Annotated in this window: 15 protein-coding genes; 8 read left to right on the plus strand and 7 right to left on the minus strand. The window is 60.4% G+C overall.

The annotated features are described in order from the left end of the window. The first annotated feature begins 112 nt into the window (after positions 1-112). A complete protein-coding gene (locus DWU98_RS00750; protein ID WP_115493571.1) occupies positions 113-2,116 on the plus strand; it encodes an acyltransferase family protein in 2,004 nt (667 codons plus the stop codon). On the opposite strand, the gene DWU98_RS00755 is transcribed toward DWU98_RS00750, so the two are convergent. From DWU98_RS00755 to miaB, 7 genes are all read right to left on the minus strand, one after another. After that, positions 2,105-3,337, minus strand: coding sequence for a lipoprotein N-acyltransferase Lnb domain-containing protein (locus DWU98_RS00755; RefSeq protein WP_115493572.1), 1,233 nt, complete (start codon positions 3,335-3,337; stop codon positions 2,105-2,107). The two genes, DWU98_RS00750 and DWU98_RS00755, sit on opposite strands and share 12 nt — an antisense overlap. Before the next feature lie 61 nt (positions 3,338-3,398). Then, a complete protein-coding gene (locus DWU98_RS00760) occupies positions 3,399-4,130 on the minus strand; it encodes an FkbM family methyltransferase (protein WP_115493573.1) in 732 nt (243 codons plus the stop codon). A 110-nt stretch (positions 4,131-4,240) separates the two neighbouring features. Further along, positions 4,241-5,080 carry a CorC family transporter gene (locus DWU98_RS00765; RefSeq protein ID WP_115493574.1) on the minus strand — a complete coding sequence of 280 codons (840 nt, stop codon included), beginning with the start codon at positions 5,078-5,080 and terminating at the stop codon, positions 4,241-4,243. Between the two features lie 206 nt (positions 5,081-5,286). Then, positions 5,287-5,754, minus strand: coding sequence for an rRNA maturation RNase YbeY (gene ybeY, locus DWU98_RS00770; RefSeq protein ID WP_115493575.1), 468 nt, complete (start codon positions 5,752-5,754; stop codon positions 5,287-5,289). Between the two features lie 4 nt (positions 5,755-5,758). Beyond that, a complete protein-coding gene (locus DWU98_RS00775) occupies positions 5,759-6,778 on the minus strand; it encodes a PhoH family protein (RefSeq protein ID WP_115493576.1) in 1,020 nt (339 codons plus the stop codon). After that, a complete protein-coding gene (locus DWU98_RS00780; protein ID WP_115493577.1) occupies positions 6,775-7,284 on the minus strand; it encodes a GNAT family N-acetyltransferase in 510 nt (169 codons plus the stop codon). The genes DWU98_RS00775 and DWU98_RS00780 overlap by 4 nt, the downstream gene beginning before the upstream one ends. 115 nt (positions 7,285-7,399) lie before the next feature. Continuing rightward, complete coding sequence (gene miaB / locus DWU98_RS00785) at positions 7,400-8,743, minus strand: tRNA (N6-isopentenyl adenosine(37)-C2)-methylthiotransferase MiaB (RefSeq protein ID WP_115494119.1); 1,344 nt, start codon at positions 8,741-8,743, stop codon at positions 7,400-7,402. Between the two features lie 433 nt (positions 8,744-9,176). Between miaB and DWU98_RS00790 the strand changes: the two genes are divergently transcribed. From DWU98_RS00790 to DWU98_RS00820, 7 genes are read left to right on the plus strand one after another with little or no spacing between them, the layout of a single operon-like run. Next, entirely contained in the window at positions 9,177-10,514 is a 1,338-nt protein-coding gene (locus tag DWU98_RS00790) for an MFS transporter (RefSeq protein ID WP_115493578.1), read from the plus strand. A gap of 16 nt (positions 10,515-10,530) precedes the next feature. Beyond that, positions 10,531-13,095, plus strand: a complete 2,565-nt coding sequence (nirB, locus tag DWU98_RS00795; RefSeq protein WP_329955393.1) for a nitrite reductase large subunit NirB — start codon at positions 10,531-10,533, stop codon at positions 13,093-13,095. 3 nt (positions 13,096-13,098) lie between these two features. Next, entirely contained in the window at positions 13,099-13,449 is a 351-nt protein-coding gene (nirD, locus tag DWU98_RS00800; RefSeq protein ID WP_115493580.1) for a nitrite reductase small subunit NirD, read from the plus strand. Beyond that, positions 13,446-14,675, plus strand: a complete 1,230-nt coding sequence (locus DWU98_RS00805; RefSeq protein ID WP_115493581.1) for an NAD(P)/FAD-dependent oxidoreductase — start codon at positions 13,446-13,448, stop codon at positions 14,673-14,675. The genes nirD and DWU98_RS00805 overlap by 4 nt, the downstream gene beginning before the upstream one ends. Continuing rightward, positions 14,672-17,380 carry a nitrate reductase gene (locus DWU98_RS00810; RefSeq protein WP_115493582.1) on the plus strand — a complete coding sequence of 903 codons (2,709 nt, stop codon included), beginning with the start codon at positions 14,672-14,674 and terminating at the stop codon, positions 17,378-17,380. The genes DWU98_RS00805 and DWU98_RS00810 overlap by 4 nt, the downstream gene beginning before the upstream one ends. Continuing rightward, positions 17,373-18,761, plus strand: a complete 1,389-nt coding sequence (gene cysG, locus DWU98_RS00815) for a siroheme synthase CysG (protein ID WP_115493583.1) — start codon at positions 17,373-17,375, stop codon at positions 18,759-18,761. The genes DWU98_RS00810 and cysG overlap by 8 nt, the downstream gene beginning before the upstream one ends. Beyond that, positions 18,754-19,590, plus strand: coding sequence for a uroporphyrinogen-III synthase (locus DWU98_RS00820; protein ID WP_115493584.1), 837 nt, complete (start codon positions 18,754-18,756; stop codon positions 19,588-19,590). Before cysG ends, DWU98_RS00820 begins: the two co-directional genes overlap by 8 nt. Positions 19,591-19,617 lie beyond the last annotated feature (27 nt).

Raw genomic sequence — 19,617 nt, forward strand, 5'->3', positions numbered from 1 at the left:
ACAAGTGGCGAAATATCGTCACATGATGCCGCCGATCACGGACGCGGCGCAAACTTCCAATTACCATGTTAAAAGGGTCCCGCGGGTGGGGCTAAGGGGTTAAGGGACGGGGATGAGCGTCCAATGTGATGACTACCGCCTTGGCTACCGAGGCGATATCGAAGGGCTTCGAGCGCTGGCCATTCTCCTGGTTATCGGCGCTCACGCGGCTGTCCCTGGCTTTTCTGGTGGCTTCGTCGGGGTCGACGCGTTTTTCGTCCTATCTGGCTTCCTGATCACGGGACTGCTGATTCAGGAATTTACGAAAACCGGAAGCCTGAGTTTTACAAGCTTCTATATTCGTCGTCTGCGAAGGTTGCTTCCGGCATTGATAGCCATGCTGCTGGTGTGCAGCGCTCTGGCGGCGTTGGTATTGGTTCCCAATACACAAATATCCCAAGCGATGTCTGGCCTGAGTGCCACGGCCTGGCTAAGCAATGTGCACTTCGCGTTCCAGAAAGCGGACTATTTTTCCCCCGGAACAGAAACCAACATTTATCTCCATACCTGGTCGCTGGGCGTGGAAGAGCAGTTTTACCTGGTTTGGCCGGTGTTGATTTATGTCGTTTTGCGTAAATCGGCCGGGGAGGGATTAGAGCGATTGCGTGGATGGATGCTGGCGGTGGCGGTGCTCAGCTTGACGGCTTGCATCGTGGCTACCTATGGCTATCCCCAGCTTGCGTTTTACATGATGCCTTTGCGTGCTTGGCAATTTTCGATGGGAGCGCTCGTGTGGCTGGAATTTCGCGAACGATCTGGCTGGCTGTTTGCGCGGATCGCTAGCGCCGGAGTAAGCGCCACACTCGGGTGGCTTGGATTGTTGATGATTCTGGGGTCCGGGTGTCTGCTGAACGCAAATAAGCCGTACCCAGGTTTCTATGCTGTGATTCCAACAGCAGGGGCTGCGCTTGTGCTTGCCACGGGAAGCATTGGGCAGGCAGGCGGCGCGCAACGCTTGCTTTCCGTTTCGCCTCTGCAATCGATTGGCCGGATTTCTTATTCCTGGTATTTGTGGCATTGGCCAATGCTCTTGTTGGGCTATGCATTGGTTGGCTCCCATGCGCCTGTCTGCCGTATCGCTTGCATTGCGGCCTCCCTCATTCTGGCTATTGTTTCCTATCGGTTTGTAGAGTCACCGATTCGCAAACAACGCTGGTGGATGATCCATCAGCGCTTTGCGTTTTATACCGCTCTATCCGTCATGCTCCTGAGCGCAGTGACGATGCTGCATTGGTATGCGAGCGCCGTTGCGGCCAGCCACAGTCCTGGGCAGCAGCGCATTGCGGCCTCGCATGGCGATGCGCCTGTCATTTATGCGATGGGATGTGACGATTGGTACAGGAGCGCCACAGTCAGGCCTTGCGTGTTTGGCGACGCCCACGCGACGCATACGGCGGTACTTCTCGGCGACAGTATTGCGGGACAGTGGTTTCCTGCTGTCTGGAGGGTGTTCGATCGGCCCGACTGGCGATTGGTGGTATTTACCAAATCCTCTTGTCCGATGGCGGATCAATCCTTTTTTTATGCGCGAATAGGGCGTGTTTACAGAGAATGCGATACATGGCGAAAAGCGGTGGTGCAACGCATCGTCCAGATGCGACCGGACGTCGTTTTGATGAGTTCGGTGGTCAATTCTGCTGTCGACGAAAATCAATGGGCGAATAGTTCCAGGCGCATCATCCAGCCGCTTAGCGAGGCGGCTGACGCGGTCTACGTGCTGCGCGCTACGCCTCATCTACCGTTCGACGGACCGGATTGTCTGGCAGGGCAATCCACATTGCCACGATGGTTGTTGCGCGGCAGGCCATGTGCCTCATCAGCGAAGGATGAACATGCTGATACGGTTTATACCTCGCTTGAGGAGGCTTCAAAAGGTCTCAAGAACGTGCACCTTTTGGATATGAATGACGACATTTGCCCGAACGAGCTTTGCGCCGCCGAGTTGAATGGGACCATTGTTTTCCGAGATTCGCAACATATGACAGCCACCTTTGCGGCATCCCTTGCGCCGGTGCTCATTACGCAGTTGCAGATAAGTGCAGAACCTTATCCAGCAAAGGCCAGCCTAGGGAAGTGATGCTGCACTTATAGACTCGGTTTGCCGTAACGCCCACGCCAGCGCCAACCAGCAAGGTAACGCGAACAGTATCCACGGTTGGGTCTGTTGTGTGACACCAGGCAATACATGCATGAGCAGTGCGATCAGTATGGCTATCAGCTGCAGTAGCAGAACGATGTTGCTCAGGCGCGTGGGAGCGACATGACGCGAACGCCAAACCGAGCGCAGTAGCAAGAACGCAAGCGGGTTGAAGAGCAGCAGGTTGGCGTTGGCCCATGCAGAGTGATGAGTCGTGAGCGTCCAGAGCATCAGCATCGCCACGCCGGCGAGGCCTGCCAGCAGCAGGAACAGGCTGCCGAGTAATGCATAGACGAGTGGCGCGTAGCGTCGTGCTGCAATGAGCAAGGCTGCGAACACCAGGCCGGCGATGCCGAGCGGGATGCGCAAATCCGGTGGTGTGACGGGTGGTACGGAGAGCCGATTGGGCGAGAGCAGGGTTTCGTTTTGCACGAGTGGCTGGGTGCCGCCATGACCATCGGAAAGGGTGATGCCGCTGATATTTTTCTGCAGCTCATCGGGCAGGAAGCTTTCCTGCCAGGCGTTGAGCGGTTGATCGGCGTAGGGTCCCAGGCCGAGGTCGAGGATCAGCATCAGCCAAGGCTGTGCACTCATTAAGCGGATGGTTTGTTGGCGGTAGGTCATGCCGCCGGGGAGCTTTGTGAGCTGTGCCTTAATGACGCCACCTAGCGCGCGATCGAGTGCATCGCGCACGCGAGTGGTGCAGTTGTCGACGTAGTAGTCATAGTTGTAGACGGCGTTTTCCGGGCGCAGGTTCCAGAACAGGAAATCGCGCAATGCGGCAGCCTGTTGCGGGGTGAGCGCTAAGCGCTGCTTGGTGATGGAGCGGCCGGCTTGGACGTAGAAATTTTCTTCATCAGTGGTGGGCTCGGCATCGATGAGGTAATGCATCCGGCCGCGGGCGAAGTTGAAGATGAAGTTTTTTTCGTCGAAGTTGAAGACGCCGTAATTGAAGTTGACTTCTTCGCCGCTGGCGGTGTCGCGCAGTTCGATGGCGTCGTGGCCGAAGCGTTCCCAATAGATATCGCCGGGACCGTAGGTGATGAGGGATATCTCCAGATTCTCTCCTGCAGTATCGGCGACACCCGCCATGGTAGAAGTCGCAGCGCTACATAGCAGCACAAGGAGAAAAAAAAGAATAGTGCGTCTGGTCTGATTCATGGTCGCTTGAGCATGGTCGTATAATTCGCGACATCTGTCACTCATTATCTGGCTTAAGAAGTTAGATCCAGAGTCGGAGAGGTATTTTTTGAGATCGATAGTGCTTCGTAATTTCAATTTCCATATTCTTATATTTTTGTCTGTTGGGCTCGACCATGTACTGAGAATGAAATTCGACGTATATCGCGCTCAAGCAATCCGCCGCTCCCTTTTCCATAAGGTCCGGCAATATCTCGTACTCTGCTCCTTCCACATCAAGTTTCATGACGATGACAGCATATTGGCGAGCTTTAGCGAGAATTAGGTTCGCTAGTGAAAATTTAGGGACGGTAATTGCCTGTTCGACATTTGGCGCGTAAAAAGCGCTGTTATGGTCTTTCAAAATGGATGCGCCATCGGATTTGTTGCCGCGTTGATCTTCGACAAGTCCGAAGAGTTGACAGGTGCCTTCTTCAGTTGCCGCGGCGGCCATTATCAGTTCAATATGGCTATTATCCACAGACATTATCTGCCTTAACGTGACTTCGCAGTGGGGATTTGGTTCGATAAGGATATAATCGAATTTATCAGGTGGAAAAAATTGCTTGAAAGTTGAGAAGCCCTGTCCAAGATTTGAGCCGCAATCGAGAAATAGTCCCCGTGAGGGGCCTACATTGGATTTCAATGTGGCGCCGTCCTTGCGGGCAGCTTGTAAAGCAAAGTATTTGCGTACTTTTGCTAACACTAGACGATCAATAAGAGCTGGCAATCCTTCACGTCGGAGGGCTTTAAGCGCGTTTCGTGCTCGACTCATTTTTCCACCTCACCGTAATTGCTAACTGCCGCAACTGTCTTCGCCGCAGGTCCACTATGCGGGGTAAACGCAGCCTAATTGCGCATTGCTATTCGAATTTCATGGTTGTGCTACTGCCGCACTACGCGAAATTGCTGCACGCGACGATCATCCGCCTGCGTCACGCGGAACTCGAAGTGGCCGATGGCGATGATTTCGCCGACTTCGGGCAGGTGGCCGAACTCCGCAGTAGCCATACCGCCGACGGTGTCGAATTCTTCGTCGGAGAAGGCGGCGCCGATCTCTTCGTTGAAGTCGGCAATGGGCGTGAGGGCGTCGACGATCCACTCGCCGTCGGCCTGGGCGCGCACGAGGTTGAGGTCTTCCTCGTCATCGTGTTCGTCATCGATTTCGCCGACGATTTCCTCCAGCACGTCCTCGATGGTGACGAGGCCGGCAACGCCGCCGTATTCGTCCACTACCAAGGCCATGTGATTGCGGCTGCGACGAAATTCGGCCAGCAGCACGTTCAGGCGCATCGATTCGGGAATCAGCACGGCGGGCCGCAAGATCGCGCGCACGTCGAAACCGCTGCCGTCGCCGACGTACTTGAGCAGGTCCTTGGCGAGCAGGATGCCCAGGATGTCGTCCTTGTCTTCGCCGTGCACGGGGAAGCGGGAATGGCCCGATTCGACCACGGCGGCAAGGATGTCCGGGAGCGGCGAATCCACGTCGATCATCACGATCTGTACGCGGGGCACCATCACGTCGTCGACGTTGAGCTCGGTGACTCGCAGCGCGCCTTCCAGCATGGGAAGGGTGTCTGCGCTAAGCAGGCCATTGGCCTGGGCGGTTCGCAACTCGTCGATCAGTTCTTCGCGGTTGCGTGGTTCGCCGGAAAACAGATGGCCCAGTCGATCCCACCATTTTCGGTGGACCGGGCCGCTGGTACTGCCAGGGTCCTCGTTCATTACTCTTGAAAAGACAGCCCACGGTGGGCGGGAAAATCAGTTTAGCGGAAAAACCGTGACAATTCAGAGCTTAGGGAAAGTGGGCTGCCGCACGAAATCGCGCTACGGAAGCCGCGGCTGCGAATGCCCGTCGTCCCGGGCGAACCCAGCGGCTTACAGCGGAACGTCACTGGGCCCCGACTTTCGCCGGGGCGACGAGCTATGGGTCAAGCCTGATAGGGATCGGCAATGCCCAAACCCTTGAGGATGCGCGTCTCCAGCACCTCCATCCGCACGGCCTCGGCTTCGACGATGTGGTCGTAGCCCAGCAGGTGCAGCACGCCGTGCACGGTAAGGTGGGCCCAATGATGGGTGGCCTCCTTGCCCTGCTCGGAGGCTTCGCGGCGCACCACCGGCGCGCAGATGGCGATGTCGCCAAGCAGCGGCAGGCGCATGCCCGGTGGCAGCTCGGTGGGGAAGGAGAGCACGTTGGTGGCGTAATCCTTCCCGCGATAGGTGCGGTTGAGCGTACGGCCTTCACGCGTGCCTACGATGCGTATCGATAGCTCCGCTGGCCGGCGGTGGCGTGCACCGGCCAGCGCGGCATTCACCCAGCGGCGGAAGCTCACGGGCGCGGGCAGGCCGGCGCGGGAGTGGCCATAGCTCAGATGTACGGTCGCCAGGGACTCGGTCATGCGCTCAGCTCCCGCGTCCTGGCTTGTTCGCGCTGCCCGCTTGCGGGTCCTCGTTCCCAGCTTCCTCGAACGCCTCGTAGGCGCGCACGATTTTGGCCACCAGAGGATGGCGCACCACGTCGCGCGAGGTGAAGAAGGTGAAGCTGATGCCATCCACGCCGCGCAACACTTCGACCGCGTGACGTAGACCGGAACGCACGTGGCGGGGCAGGTCGATCTGGCTCACATCGCCGGTGATCACCGCCACCGAGCCAAAGCCGATGCGCGTGAGGAACATCTTCATCTGCTCGACGGTGGTGTTCTGCGCTTCATCCAGGATCACATACGAATCGTTGAGCGTGCGGCCGCGCATATACGCAAGTGGTGCAATCTCGATCACGTTGCGTTCGATCAGCTTGGCGACTTTCTCGAAGCCGAGCATCTCGTACAGCGCGTCGTACAGCGGGCGCAAATACGGATCGACTTTTTGCGACAGATCGCCAGGTAGAAAGCCCAGCTTTTCGCCTGCTTCCACCGCCGGGCGTACCAGCAAAATGCGCTGCACGCGGTTGGCTTCCAGCGCTTCTACCGCACTGGCGACGGCAAGATAGGTTTTGCCGGTGCCGGCAGGGCCAACGCCGAAGTTGATGTCGTGGGTGGTGATCGCATGCAGGTAGCGCGCCTGATTCGGTCCGCGGCCCTTGATCACGCCGCGCTTGACCTTGATCATCACTTCTTGCGCGCTTTCGGCTGCTTCTTCGGTGATGGCGTCGATGCCCGATTCACCCAGGTGCAGGTTGATCTTTGCGCCGGTGAGCGATTCGTTTTCGGTGGCCGCGTAAAGCGCACGCAGCACTTTTTCGCTGGCGCGCGCGGCGGCTTCTTCACCGATCACCTGAAACAGATTGCCGCGGTGATCGATCTCCACGCCCAGGCGCAACTCCACCTGCCGCAGGTGTTCGTCGAACGGCCCGCACAGGTTGGCGAGCCGGGCGTTGTCTTCCGGATCGAGCGCAAAATCGCGTTGGTTCAAACCATTGTTCATAGGTAACGATGCATCACGTAAATGTCGGTGGGCCCCAGTGTCGCGTGGCGAAACGCTCCCGGCACCTGTCCGACGATGGTGAAACCGTGGCGCTGCCACACACGCACCGCGGAATTATTGGTGGATACCACGAAGTTGAACTGCATGGCGGTGAAGCCGGCCTCGCGTGCCTGTTGCAGGGAATGCTCGCACAGGATGCCGGCGATGCCTTGCCCGCGTGCTGCGGGCGACACCATATAGCCTGCGTTGGCCACGTGATCACCTAACCCCGGTTGATTGGGGCGCAGCATGTAGCAACCAAGTATCTCGCCATTGCTTTCTGCGATAAAGCAGCGGGAAGGTGGCGTGGTCCACCACTCGCAGGCCTGTTCCATCGTGAGGTCGGGCGGGTAGCTGTAGGTGTCGCCTGGAGCGATGACTGCTTGAAAGAGGGGCCACAGACGATGGAATTCATCAGCGCGGATTTCCCGGATCAATAGGTCAGCCGACGTTGCCGAAGCGCTCATTGAGGGGTGTACCTGCTACGGCATTTCCCTTTGTCGTCGTTGCCACTTTCGCAGGAACGGCGACTAGGGATGCAGGCCTTGCGCAAGCTCGTGATACCAATGCGGTAACGGCCAATCACGCCGCTTCACTGTCCATGCTTGCCACACGCCCGCGCAATGAATTGGTCATCGCTTCGGTAATGATCACATCCACGAATTGACCGATCAGCCGCGATGGCCCCGGGAAGTTCACGTAACGCATGTTTTCGGTGCGGCCGGTGAGTTCGTTGGGGTTCTTCTTGCTGGGCTTTTCCACCAGCACGCGCTGCGTGGTGCCGAGCATGGCATCGTTGATCTTGCGGGCGTTCTCATTGAGGACGGCCTGCAGGCGTGCCAGACGCTCGCTTTTCACCGCAGTCGGCGTGTCGTCGGCAAGATTTGCAGCCGGCGTGCCGGGGCGCGAGGAAAAGATGAAGGAGAAGCTCTGGTCAAAGCCGACGTCGTCGATCAACTTCATGGTCTTTTCGAAATCCGCATCCGTCTCGCCGGGGAAACCCACGATGAAATCGGAGGAGATGCAGATATCCGGACGCACCGCGCGCAGCTTGCGGATCTTTTGCTTGAACTCCAGCGCGGTGTAGCCGCGCTTCATCGCCGTCAGGATGCGATCGGAACCGGCCTGCACCGGCAGATGCAGGAAGTTGGCGAGCTTGGGTACGTTGGCGTAGGCCTCCACCAGCGAGTCGGAAAATTCCAGCGGGTGGGAGGTGGTAAAGCGGATGCGACCGATGCTCTCGATCTGCGCGATGGCGTGGATCAAAACGGCCAAGTCCGCCGTGCCGCCATCATGCGTGGGCCCGCGATACGCGTTGACGTTCTGGCCCAGCAGAATGATTTCGCGCACGCCTTGCTCGGCGAGCTGCGCCACTTCCACGATCACATCGTCGAATGGACGGCTGATTTCCTCGCCGCGCGTGTACGGCACCACGCAATAGGAGCAGTACTTGGAGCAGCCTTCCATGATCGAGACGAAAGCTGTCGGGCCCTCGGCGCGAGGTTCGGGCAGGCGGTCGAATTTTTCGATCTCGGGAAAGCTGATATCCACCTGCGGCTTGCCGGTGGCGCGCTTGGCCTCGATCAGCTCGGGCAGGCGATGCAGCGTTTGCGGGCCAAAGACCAGATCCACGTACGGCGCGCGCTTGATGATCGCCTCGCCTTCCTGCGACGCCACGCAGCCGCCCACGCCGATCAGCACCGGCTTGCCGCCCTGTTTGTATTCCTTCCACCGGCCGAGTTGGCTGAAGACTTTTTCCTGCGCCTTTTCGCGAATCGAGCAGGTGTTCACCAGGATCACGTCCGCTTCTGACTCGTCCTGCGTCAACTCCAGACCATGCGATGCCTTCAGCACGTCCGCCATTTTGGCCGAGTCGTACTCGTTCATCTGGCAGCCGTGGGTCTTGATGAAAAGCTTGCCGCTCATGGCGTGGGGTACCGTGGAAATCGAAAGGTGGCGCGCCGCGTGCGCCGAACCGCGCATTTTACTAGCCAGGAGAGTCGGCCGCCACTGACGGGTGTAGCCGGATCAAGCACTTGCGTCGGGGTCGAAGGGGACGGCTACGCGCCGGCAGCGGGTTGGGTGCGCTGAGCCAGGGTGCCGAGCCATTTCCCCCACGCGTGATCGCGATGCATCAATGTGCTGCACTGCAGCGGTGCAAACCCCGCTTACTTAGCCCCCCGCTGGTGCGCTGACACATGCTCAATGAGGCTTCTTCATTGCCAAGCTCTTGTTGGGCATGGCTTTTTGCCCGTGGCACAAATGATGCACCGCATCACATAACAAGGCCTGCCGATTAGCCTCTTTGGGCGACGGACGGGCCGCCATGCAGGGCACGTCTTCAGCGCGGGGTTAGGGCATGTCGAGCACAGCTACGCGGATCGAACTGGGCGGGCTGCGAACGCCACAGATGCGTGCGTTTCATTTGAGCTGGCTGGCGTTTTTCGCCTGCTTCTTCGCCTGGTTTGCGGTGGCACCGCTGATGCCGCTGATCAAGGGCGAACTTCATCTGAGCAACGATCAACTCGCCAACATCAGCATTGCCGCCGTGGCGGTGACCGTGTTCGGGCGCCTGCTCGTAGGGCCGCTGTGCGACCGTTTCGGGCCCAGACGCACGTATACGTGGCTGCTGGTGATCGGTGCCATGCCGGTGTTCGGTATCGCTTTTGCGCATAGCTATGCATCGTTCCTGTGGTTCCGACTTGCCATCGGCATCGCGGGTGCGGGTTTCGTCATCACGCAATACCACACGTCGGTGATGTTCGCGCCGAACGTGGTGGGCACCGCCAACGCGACCGTCGCGGGGTGGGGCAATGCGGGTGGCGGCATCGCGCAATCGGCGATGCCATGGGTGCTTGCAGCAGCGGTTGCATTGGGCGCGCCGCAGGTTTTGGGCTGGCGTGCGGCGATGTTCGTGCCTGGCGCGCTGATGCTGATAGTTGCGCGTTTGTATTGGCGCTACGCGCAGGATTGTCCACAGGGCAATTATTCCGAACTGCGTGCACAGGGCTTTTTGCCTAAGGCTGGCAACGCGGGTGGCTGGCAAGTCGTACGTGCGGCAATCGGCAATTACCGCGTGTGGATGCTGTTCATCACTTACGCGGGTAGTTTTGGCATCGAGTTGTTCGTCCACGGTGTGGCGGCCAGCTATTACGTCGATCGTTTCGGCATGGATCTCGGGCACGCGGGATTGGCGGCCGGAAGCTTCGGCGTGCTGGCGCTGTTTGCGCGCGCGTTGGGCGGCATCGCGTCGGATCGACTTGCGTTTCGACGCGGGCTGGCGGCACGCGGTGGGTTGCTGAGTGCGTTGCTGCTCGGCGAAGGGATGGGTTTGCTGTGGTTTTCCGGCACGCAGACGGCCAGCGTTGCCATCGTCGCCATGCTCGCGTTCGGCGTATTCACCCATATGGCGTGCGGCGCCACGTATGCGCTGGTGCCGTTCATCGATCGCACGGCACTGGGTGGTGTGGCAGGCATCGTTGGCGCGGGCGGCAATGTCGGCGCGGTGATGGCGGGATTTCTGCTCAAGGGCACCGGCTCGGTGCCACACACCTTCGCGCTGCTCGGCGGTTTCGTGATCGTTGGCTCCTTGTGTGCGCTGGCGGTGCGGTTCAGTGCGGAGCACACGGCGCGCGAAGAACAGCTTTATCGCGAAGCAATCGGCCAAAACCAGGCGGCTCCACAGCCGGCTGCATGAGGGGGGAGTGAGAGCGATGACAATGAAACTGCTCATCATCGGCAACGGCATGGTCGGGCACAAACTGCTCGAAGCACTGCAGGAGCGCCAGCCGCGTGGCCTGGACATTACCGTGTTGTGCGAGGAGAGCCGGCCTGCCTATGATCGCGTGCACTTATCCGATTTCTTCAGCACAAAGAGCGCCGCCGACCTTTCGCTCGTCACGCCCGGCTTTTTCGAACGGCCAGGTTTGCATCTGCGTCTTGCCACGCAGGCTGCGCACATCGATCGCCAGCACAAGCGTGTGACCACCGTGGCCGGCGAAGTCATCGCCTATGACAAGCTGGTGCTTGCCACCGGCTCCAAACCATTCGTGCCGCCGATTCCAGGTAACGAGCGTCCTGGTTGCTTTGTCTATCGCACCATCGATGATCTGCTTGCCATCCAGGCGTGGGGAGCCCGCTCCAAAGTTGGCGTCGTGGTGGGCGGCGGCTTGCTTGGCTTGGAATGCGCCAAGGCACTGCGCGATCTGGGGCTGGAAACACACGTCGTGGAATTTGCGCCGCGATTGATGGCTGTGCAGGTCGACGACATCGGCGGCTCGATGCTGCGGCGAAGGATCGAAGCGCTAGGCGTGACCGTGCATACCGGCAAGAGCACCAAGGCCATCGTCGATGGCCACGCCACGTGCCATCGCATGAGCTTCGCGGACGGCAGCCATCTGGATGTGGACATGATCGTGTTCTCCGCCGGCATTCGCCCGCGCGACGAACTGGCGCGCCAGTGCGAGCTCGGTGTGGGCGAGCGCGGTGGCATCCACGTGGACAACTACTGCCGCACGCGCGATTGGGACGTCTATGCGATCGGCGAATGCGCGTATTGGGGTGGCAAGACGTTTGGTCTGGTCGCGCCCGGTTACGATATGGCACGCGTCGTGGCGGCCCATCTGAGCGCGCTGCTGGAACGCAAGGCAGCACTGCAACTGCCGGAATTTGCCGGCGCCGACATGTCCACCAAGTTGAAGCTGATGGGTGTGGACGTGGCCAGCATTGGTGATGCGCACGGCGCCACGCCGGGTGCGCGCAGCTATCAATTCAGTGACGAGCGCAGGCAAATCTACAAGAAACTGGTGGTATCCGAAGACGGCAAACATCTGTTGGGCGGCGTGCTCATCGGCGACGCCAGCGAATACGGCACGCTGCTGCAGATGTTGCTCAACGATATTGAACTACCGGACGAACCGGAGTTCCTGATCCTGCCGTCCGCCGACGGCAAAGCCAAACCGAGCCTTGGCGTGGATGCGCTGCAAGCGTCCGCGCAGATCTGTTCATGCAACAACGTATCCAATGGTCAGTTGTGCGACGCGGTGGCCGCGGGTGCCACGTCCATTGGCGCGCTCAAGAGTATGACCAAGGCTGGCACGACGTGCGGTGGTTGCGTGCCATTGATCACGCAGGTGATGAAAGCGCACATGAAGCGGCAAGGCTTGGCGGTGAACAATCACCTGTGCGAGCACTTCGCGTATTCGCGCCAGGAGCTTTATCACCTGGTGAGCGTCGAACGCGTCAGGCACTTTGAAGAGCTCATCGCGCGCCACGGGAAGGGGCTGGGCTGCGATATCTGCAAACCGACCGTGGCCAGCATCCTCGCGTCGCACTGGAATGAATTCGTGCTGCAGAAGGAGCACGCATCGCTGCAGGATTCCAACGATTACTTCCTCGCCAACATTCAGAAAGACGGCACCTACTCTGTCGTGCCGCGCATGGCCGGCGGCGAGGTGACGCCGGATGGCTTGATGGCCGTGGGCGCCGTCGCGAAGAAATACGGTCTGTATACCAAGATCACCGGCGGTCAACGCGTGGATATGTTCGGCGCACGCCTGGAGCAACTGCCGCTGATCTGGGAAGAGCTGATGGCTGCCGGGTTTGAATCGGGCCATGCCTACGGCAAAGCGGTGCGCACGGTGAAATCCTGTGTGGGGTCCACCTGGTGCCGCTATGGCGTACAGGATTCGGTCGGCCTGGCGATCGATCTGGAGAATCGCTACAAGGGCCTGCGCGCACCGCATAAGCTGAAGTTCGGTGTGTCCGGTTGCACGCGCGAGTGCGCGGAAGCGCAAGGCAAGGACGTCGGTGTGATCGCCACCGATAAAGGTTGGAACCTGTACGTATGCGGCAACGGCGGCATGAAGCCGCGCCACGCCGAGCTGCTGGCGGTGGATCTGGATGCGCCCACGCTCATCCGCTACATCGATCGCTTCCTGATGTTCTACATCCGCACTGCTGATCGTCTGCAGCGCACCAGCGTGTGGCGCGACAACCTGGAGGGTGGTCTGGATTACCTCAAGGACGTCGTCATCCATGATCGCTTGGGCCTTGCCGCGGAGCTGGAGGCGCAGATGCAGCACGTCGTAAATACCTATGAATGCGAGTGGAAGAAGGCGGTCACCGATCCGCACACGCGCAAACGCTTTCAGCACTTCGTCAACAGCCATGCGCCCGACAGCAACGTGATGTTCGTGCCCGAGCGCGGCCAAATACGACCGGCCACGCTGGACGAAAAACGCGTGCGACCCATACCGATACGGGTGACGACGGAGTAAGCGATGGAGGATACCGTGACCGCGCAAGGCTGGATTCTGGTATGCGAGTTGAAGGACATCGTGCCCAACACCGGCGTGTGCGCGTTGATCGACGAGGGGCAGGTGGCGATCTTTCGCGTGGGTGAGCGTGAGGTGTATGCGCTCGACAATTACGATCCGAATGCGAACGCATCGGTGCTGTCGCGTGGCCTCATCGGCACGGTGGGTGGGCGCCTCGTCGTTGCATCGCCACTCTACAAGCAACATTTCGATCTGCGCACGGGCGAATGTCTGCAAGCGCCTGAACATTCCGTGCGGGCCTGGCAGGTCAAGCTGCAGGATGAGTGCATTCTGCTAGGGCCACCGCTGCAATGAGTGCGCGACCCAGCCTGGTCGTGATCGGTAACGGCATGGCCGGCATGCGTACGGTGGAGGAATTGCTGCAACTGGCACCTGACTTGTACGACGTCACCGTGTTGGGTGCGGAGCCTTACGGCAATTACAGCCGCATCATGCTTTCGATGCTGTTGAGTGGTGAAAAGAGCGCCGACCAGATCATGCTCAACACGCCGCAGTGGTATGCCGAGCACGGCATCACCTTGCATGCCGGCGACCCTGTCGTGGCGATCGATCGGAGGCGTCGGCGTGTGCGATCGCGCAAGGGTGTGGACGTGCCCTACGATCGCTTGCTGATCGCCACTGGCTCGCAACCGTTTATCTTGCCGCTGCCCGGCAGCGATCTTCCCGGTGTGATCGGCTTCCGCAGCGTCGACGATGTAGAGCAGATGGTGCAAGCCGCCGATAACTACCCGCATGCGGCAGTGATCGGCGGAGGCCTGCTTGGCATCGAAGCCGCCAATGGTCTTTTGCGTCGTGGCATGCAGGTGACCTTGCTGCATCGTACTGACGTGCTGATGGAGCAACAACTCAATGCCGACGCATCGCGATTGCTCTGGCACAATTTGAAGGGGCGCGGCTTGAACGTGCTGCTAAATGCCCAGACGTCGGAGCTGTACGGCCGTGAGCGGGTGGAAGGTATCGTGCTCGCCGACGGCAGTCGCATCAAGGCCGATCTGGTGGTGATGGCAGTGGGTGTGCGTCCGGACGTCGCACTGGCGAAATCCTGCGGACTGCACTGCGAGCGCGGCATTGTGGTCGACGACACCCTGCAGACATACGACCCGCACATCTACGCGGTCGGCGAATGCGTGCAGCATCGCCGCCTGACCTTTGGCCTGGTGGCACCGGTGTGGGAGCAGGCGCGTGTCTGCGCCTCGCATTTGGCGCGCGTGGGACATCGTCGCTATCGCTTCACCCGCACGGCCACCAAGCTGAAGGTGACCGGCATCGATCTTTATTCGGCTGGCGATTTCATGGGGGGCGCCGGCACGGAGGATCTGGTGCTCCGCGATCTTCGTCGCGGCATCTACAAGCGATTGGTGCTCAAGGATAACCAAGTTGTCGGCACCGTGCTGTATGGCGATGTGCATGATGGTGGCTGGTACTTCGAGTTGATCGAAAACGGTACGGATATTTCGCCGATTCGCGAGCGCCTGCTGTTTGGCAAGCATTACTGCCAGCAAACAGGGGGCGCGCGATGAATGTCGCCACGACGTGTCCCTATTGCGGTGTGGGTTGTGGCCTGCTGGCGCGCATCGATGCCAGCGGCGCCGTGCAGGTGGAGGGCGACGCCCGGCATCCGGCGAATCATGGGCGTCTATGCGTCAAGGGTTCGGCCTTGGCAGAAACGGTCGATCTGCGCGGCCGGCTACTGCACCCGCTGCTGCGTACGTCCGGTGGCAGCTTGCGGCGTACGAGCTGGAACGATGCGCTCGATCGTGTCGCCAAAGGCTTTGGCAAAGTGATCGAGCAGCATGGTCCGGATGCAGTAGCGTTCTATGTTTCCGGACAGTTGCTTACGGAGGACTACTACGTCGTCAACAAATTGGCGAAGGGTTACATCGGCACGGCTAATATCGACACCAATTCGCGGCTGTGCATGTCATCCGCCGTGGCAGGGCACAAGCGTGCGTTCGGTGAAGACATCGTTCCGGGCTGTTACGACGATCTGGAACTCGCCGAGTTGATCGTGCTGGTCGGCTCGAATACCGCCTGGTGTCATCCCATTGTTTATCAACGTATCGCCAAGGCGAAGGAACGCAGCGCGCCACCGCGCGTGGTCGTGATCGATCCGCGTCATACGGCCACGTGTGAGTCGGCCGATCTGCATCTGCCGATCAAACCCGGTACGGACGTGTGGCTGTTCAACGGGCTTGTGGCCTTTTTGTTCCAGCACGGTGCCATGGACACGCACTTCGTGGATACGCATACACAAGGTTTCGAAGCGGCGTTGGCGGCGGCGCAGACGGATGCGGGTGATCCCGCCGAGGTGGCGCGCATTTGCGGCGTAAAGCTTGTCGATCTGCTGGCGTTCTACGCCTGGTTCGCGCGGTGCGAACGTACCGTCTCGCTGTTTTCGCAGGGTGTAAACCAATCATCCAGTGGAACGGACAAGGTCAACGCCATCATCAATTGCCATTTACTGACCGGGCGCATCGGCAAGCCGGGTATGGGGCCGTTCTCGCTGACCGGACAGCCCAATGCGATGGGCGGGCGCGAGGTGGGCGGACTGGCGAACATGCTGGCCGCACACATGGAATTGGATAACCCCATGCATCGCCAGATCGTGCAATCGTTCTGGCAGTCGCCGTGCATGGCCGAACGGGTTGGGTTGAAAGCGGTGGATTTGTTCCGCGCGATTGAAGAGGGAAGGGTCAAGGCGCTGTGGATAATGGCCACCAACCCGGTAGTGAGCCTGCCCGATGCCGATCAGGTGAAGAGGGCATTGGCGCGTTGCGAATGCGTGGTGAGTTCCGACATCGTCACGCATACCGATACCAACGCTTTCGCGCACGTGTTGCTACCTGCGCTAGGCTGGGGTGAGAAGGACGGCACGGTTACCAATTCAGCGCGATGTATCTCGCGTCAGCGCGCCTTTCTGCCCGCGCCGGGTGAAGCGCGAGCCGATTGGCACATCGTATGCGAAGTCGCCAGACGCCTTGGCTTTACCCAGGGCTTCCAATTCGAAGACGTGCATGCGGTGTTTGTCGAGCACGCGCGGCTCACGGCATTTCGCAATCACGACGTACAGGCCGATGGATTGCCTGCGACGCGGCGGTTATTGAATCTGCAAGGCTTGGCACATGTGGATCGTCAGGCCTACGCGTCACTGTCACCTGTGCAATGGCCGGTTACGTCGGACGGCGAGGGAGTTGCTCGCCTCTTTGCCGATGGTCGCTTCTCGCATGTAGATGGCCGCGCGCGCTTTGTGCCGACGCCTGCCCGCATGCCAGCGCATGCTGCGGATCGCCACTACCCGCTCATCCTCAACACGGGCCGCGTGCGCGACCAGTGGCATAGCATGACTCGTACCGGCAAGGCGCCGCGTCTGACCGGGCATATTGCTGAGCCGTTTATCGACATGCATCCCCATGACGCGTTGCGCTGTGGTGTGCGCGAAGGCGAGCTGGCACGGGTGCAGTCGCGTTGGGGGGCGATGGTGGCGCGGGTAAAGCAAAGTGGTGGTGTGCTTGCGGGCAACGTCTTCGTACCGATTCACTGGAGTGGGCAATTTGCCTCCGATGCGCGCGTGGGAAGTTTGGTCAATCCGGTGGTCGATCCCATTTCCGGCGAACCGGAGTTCAAGCACACACCGGTACAGGTTGAGCCGTTTCCCGTGCGTTGGTACGGCTTCGCACTGAGTCGACGTGCACTGGCGCCGGAGGGTTTGAGTTATTGGACATCCATCCAGGGTGATTGTTTTCGGCGCTATGAATTGGCTCATCGTGAACGACCTCCGGAATGCGGTGCGTGGGCGCGTACGTGGCTTGGCGTGAGCGATCCGGATGCGGCCGATTGGCTGGAATATGAGGATCGCAGCACGGGCGTGTACCGCGCGGCGTATGTGATCGAAGGCCGTATCGAGTCGTGTATGTTTCTTTCATCGCGAGCGGATTTGCCGTCGCGGCATTGGCTGGCCAGCCTGTTCGTGCGCGATCAGTTGGAGGAAGCCGATCGCATGGCCTTGCTGATCGGCGAGCCGGCGGAACCGGGCGTTGCAACCGGTCCGACGGTGTGTTCCTGCTTTGGTGTCGGCCGCGACACTCTTTGCGAGGCGATTCGCGCGCACGGCCTTGAAACGCCTGCGCAGATCACGGCGCATTTGCGTGCCGGCGGTAACTGCGGCTCATGCGTGCCGGAGTTGCGGCAGTTGATTGCGCAAGTGCAGGGCCAGGCCGATGCCTGACCTGTATCCACTGTTCGCTGACCTGACTGCGCTGCCCGTGTTGGTGGTGGGCGGTGGCCATGTCGCCGAACGCAAGGTCACCGCGCTGCTCGCCGCCGGCGCACAGGTGCGCGTGGGCGCGCTGCTCCTCACCGCCACGCTGGCACGCCAGGTGGAAGAGGGGGAAATCCAGCATGTTGGCGACACCTTCCGGTCCGCCTGGCTGGATGATGTGTGGCTGGTTATCGCCGCGACCGGCGATCGCACGCTCAACGCCCAGGTGGCGGCGTTCGCGAAAGAGCGTCGTATTTTCGCAAACGTGGTGGACGATCCGGCGCTGTCGCGCTTTCAGGTTCCAGCGGTGGTAGACCGCGCACCGCTGACTGTTGCCATTTCCACTGGTGGCGCGGCGCCGGTCATTGCGCGGCGCGTGCGCGAAACGCTGGAAAGCGAACTCGACCACGCGCTGGGACCGCTCACGGCGCTCGTTCAACGGTATCGGTCACGCATCGCGCAGCGCTGGCCAAATCTCGCAGAGCGTCGCGCGTTTTACGACAGACTGTATGACGGATCAGTCATGACGCTGCTGCGCAGCGACCGCCCGGATGATGCCGAACGGGCTTTGCTGGATGCATTGGGCGCGAACGAGGCGGTGTCGTCCAGTGGCGCCGTGATGCTGGTGGGTGCAGGTCCTGGCGATCCCGGTCTGCTGACCCTGCGTGCGTTGCGCGCACTCAACCAGGCCGATGTGATCGTGCATGACTCGTTGGTCAGCGATGCCGTGCTTGCGTTGGCTCGCCGCGATGCGGAGCGTATCGACGTCGGCAAGCGTTGCGGCGGGCGCCATACGCCGCAGGAACTGATTCATCGGGTGTTGCTCGAACAGGCGCGGGCCGGACGCCGCGTCGTGCGCCTGAAAGGCGGTGATCCGTTCGTCTTCGGTCGCGGTGGCGAGGAAATGGAATTTCTGCGCGAACATGGTATTTCATGCGAGATCGTTCCCGGCATCACTGCCGCGCTAGCGTGCGCCGCGTATGCGGGTATCCCGCTGACGCATCGCGAACGGGCGCGCTCAGTGCATCTGCTTACCGGTCACTGCAAGGAGTCGCTCGATGGGATGGACTGGCCTGCGCTGGCACAGGATCACCAGACGTTGGCCGTCTATATGAGCGTGGCAAAGCTCGATGAACTCATGCGCGGTTTGCTCGGACATGGTCGGCGAGCCGATACGCCGTTCGCCATCGTGGAGCATGGAACACTACCGCAGCAGCGCGTGTTACGCGGCGTGCTGCACGAGTTGCCACGGCGCGCGAAGGAACGCGGTGTTCAGTCGCCGGCATTGTTGATCATTGGCGAAGTGGCTGCCATGGCTCAGCCGTGGTTTGGAGCCATCCATGACTGATTTGGATTCCGGTCGCCCATTGCAGGGACGCCGGATCGCGATCCCCGAGTCGCGCGAGCTGGATCTGTTCGCGACACTGCTTGAACGCCGCGGAGCTGTCGTGCTGCGTTGTCCGCTGATTGATATTCGCGATGCGCCTGACCCCGTTCCCGTGCTCGCATGGCTGCGCATGTTCTGCACAGGCGGCTGCGACGATTTGTTGCTATTTACGGGCGAAGGCCTGCATCGCTTGCTCAGCCTGATCGAACATCACGCCCCCGATCTGCATGAACCGTTCGTCAAGCAGCTTGCCAGTGTGCGCATCATCGCGCGGGGCCCGAAGCCCGGACGCGTGTTGCGCGAACTCGGCTTGAAACCCGCGTTGATCGCCGACCCCGCCACGACACCCGGTGTGGTCGCGTTGCTGCAGACGCTGGATCTGAAGGGGCATTGCGTTGGCGTGCAACTGTACGGCAGCGAGCCCAATGCGCCGTTGATGGATGCTCTCGCTTGCGCTGGCGCACAGGCGCTGCCCGTGTGGCCTTATGTATACGCCGATGCTGCCGCTGATGCCGAAGCGTTGGGGTTGATCGAGGCGATGCAGCAGGGACGCATCGATGCCATAGCGTTTACCAGCCTGCAGCAGGTGGAGCGGCTGTCTCGTCTGATCGGCGCCGGTCGCTTGCAGCAGGCGCTGGCGTGCACGCTGGTGGCGGCGATCGGGCCGGTGGTGGGCGATGCGCTGCGCGCGCATGGCGTGACGCCACAGGTCATGCCGGAAGGTCGGTTTTTCTTGAAGCCGTTGACGCAGGCGCTGATCGAGCGGCTGGGACGTTCGTCCTCCCACTGACCGACAATGTTCTTTGATCTCCTGGAC

The sequence above is a fragment of the Dyella monticola genome (assembly GCF_003363155.1).
Classification (GTDB): domain Bacteria; phylum Pseudomonadota; class Gammaproteobacteria; order Xanthomonadales; family Rhodanobacteraceae; genus Dyella_B; species Dyella_B monticola.

Bases quoted from the DNA above. Each gene is read 5' to 3' on its own strand.
- DWU98_RS00750 (WP_115493571.1), top strand. From the start codon at position 113: ATGAGCGTCCAATGTGATGACTACCGCCTTGGCTACCGAGGCGATATC.
- DWU98_RS00755 (WP_115493572.1), bottom strand. From the start codon at position 3,337: ATGAATCAGACCAGACGCACTATTCTTTTTTTTCTCCTTGTGCTGCTA.
- DWU98_RS00760 (WP_115493573.1), bottom strand. From the start codon at position 4,130: ATGAGTCGAGCACGAAACGCGCTTAAAGCCCTCCGACGTGAAGGATTG.
- DWU98_RS00765 (WP_115493574.1), bottom strand. From the start codon at position 5,080: ATGAACGAGGACCCTGGCAGTACCAGCGGCCCGGTCCACCGAAAATGG.
- ybeY (WP_115493575.1), bottom strand. From the start codon at position 5,754: ATGACCGAGTCCCTGGCGACCGTACATCTGAGCTATGGCCACTCCCGC.
- DWU98_RS00775 (WP_115493576.1), bottom strand. From the start codon at position 6,778: ATGAACAATGGTTTGAACCAACGCGATTTTGCGCTCGATCCGGAAGAC.
- DWU98_RS00780 (WP_115493577.1), bottom strand. From the start codon at position 7,284: ATGAGCGCTTCGGCAACGTCGGCTGACCTATTGATCCGGGAAATCCGC.
- miaB (WP_115494119.1), bottom strand. From the start codon at position 8,743: ATGAGCGGCAAGCTTTTCATCAAGACCCACGGCTGCCAGATGAACGAG.
- DWU98_RS00790 (WP_115493578.1), top strand. From the start codon at position 9,177: ATGTCGAGCACAGCTACGCGGATCGAACTGGGCGGGCTGCGAACGCCA.
- nirB (WP_329955393.1), top strand. From the start codon at position 10,531: ATGACAATGAAACTGCTCATCATCGGCAACGGCATGGTCGGGCACAAA.
- nirD (WP_115493580.1), top strand. From the start codon at position 13,099: ATGGAGGATACCGTGACCGCGCAAGGCTGGATTCTGGTATGCGAGTTG.
- DWU98_RS00805 (WP_115493581.1), top strand. From the start codon at position 13,446: ATGAGTGCGCGACCCAGCCTGGTCGTGATCGGTAACGGCATGGCCGGC.
- DWU98_RS00810 (WP_115493582.1), top strand. From the start codon at position 14,672: ATGAATGTCGCCACGACGTGTCCCTATTGCGGTGTGGGTTGTGGCCTG.
- cysG (WP_115493583.1), top strand. From the start codon at position 17,373: ATGCCTGACCTGTATCCACTGTTCGCTGACCTGACTGCGCTGCCCGTG.
- DWU98_RS00820 (WP_115493584.1), top strand. From the start codon at position 18,754: ATGACTGATTTGGATTCCGGTCGCCCATTGCAGGGACGCCGGATCGCG.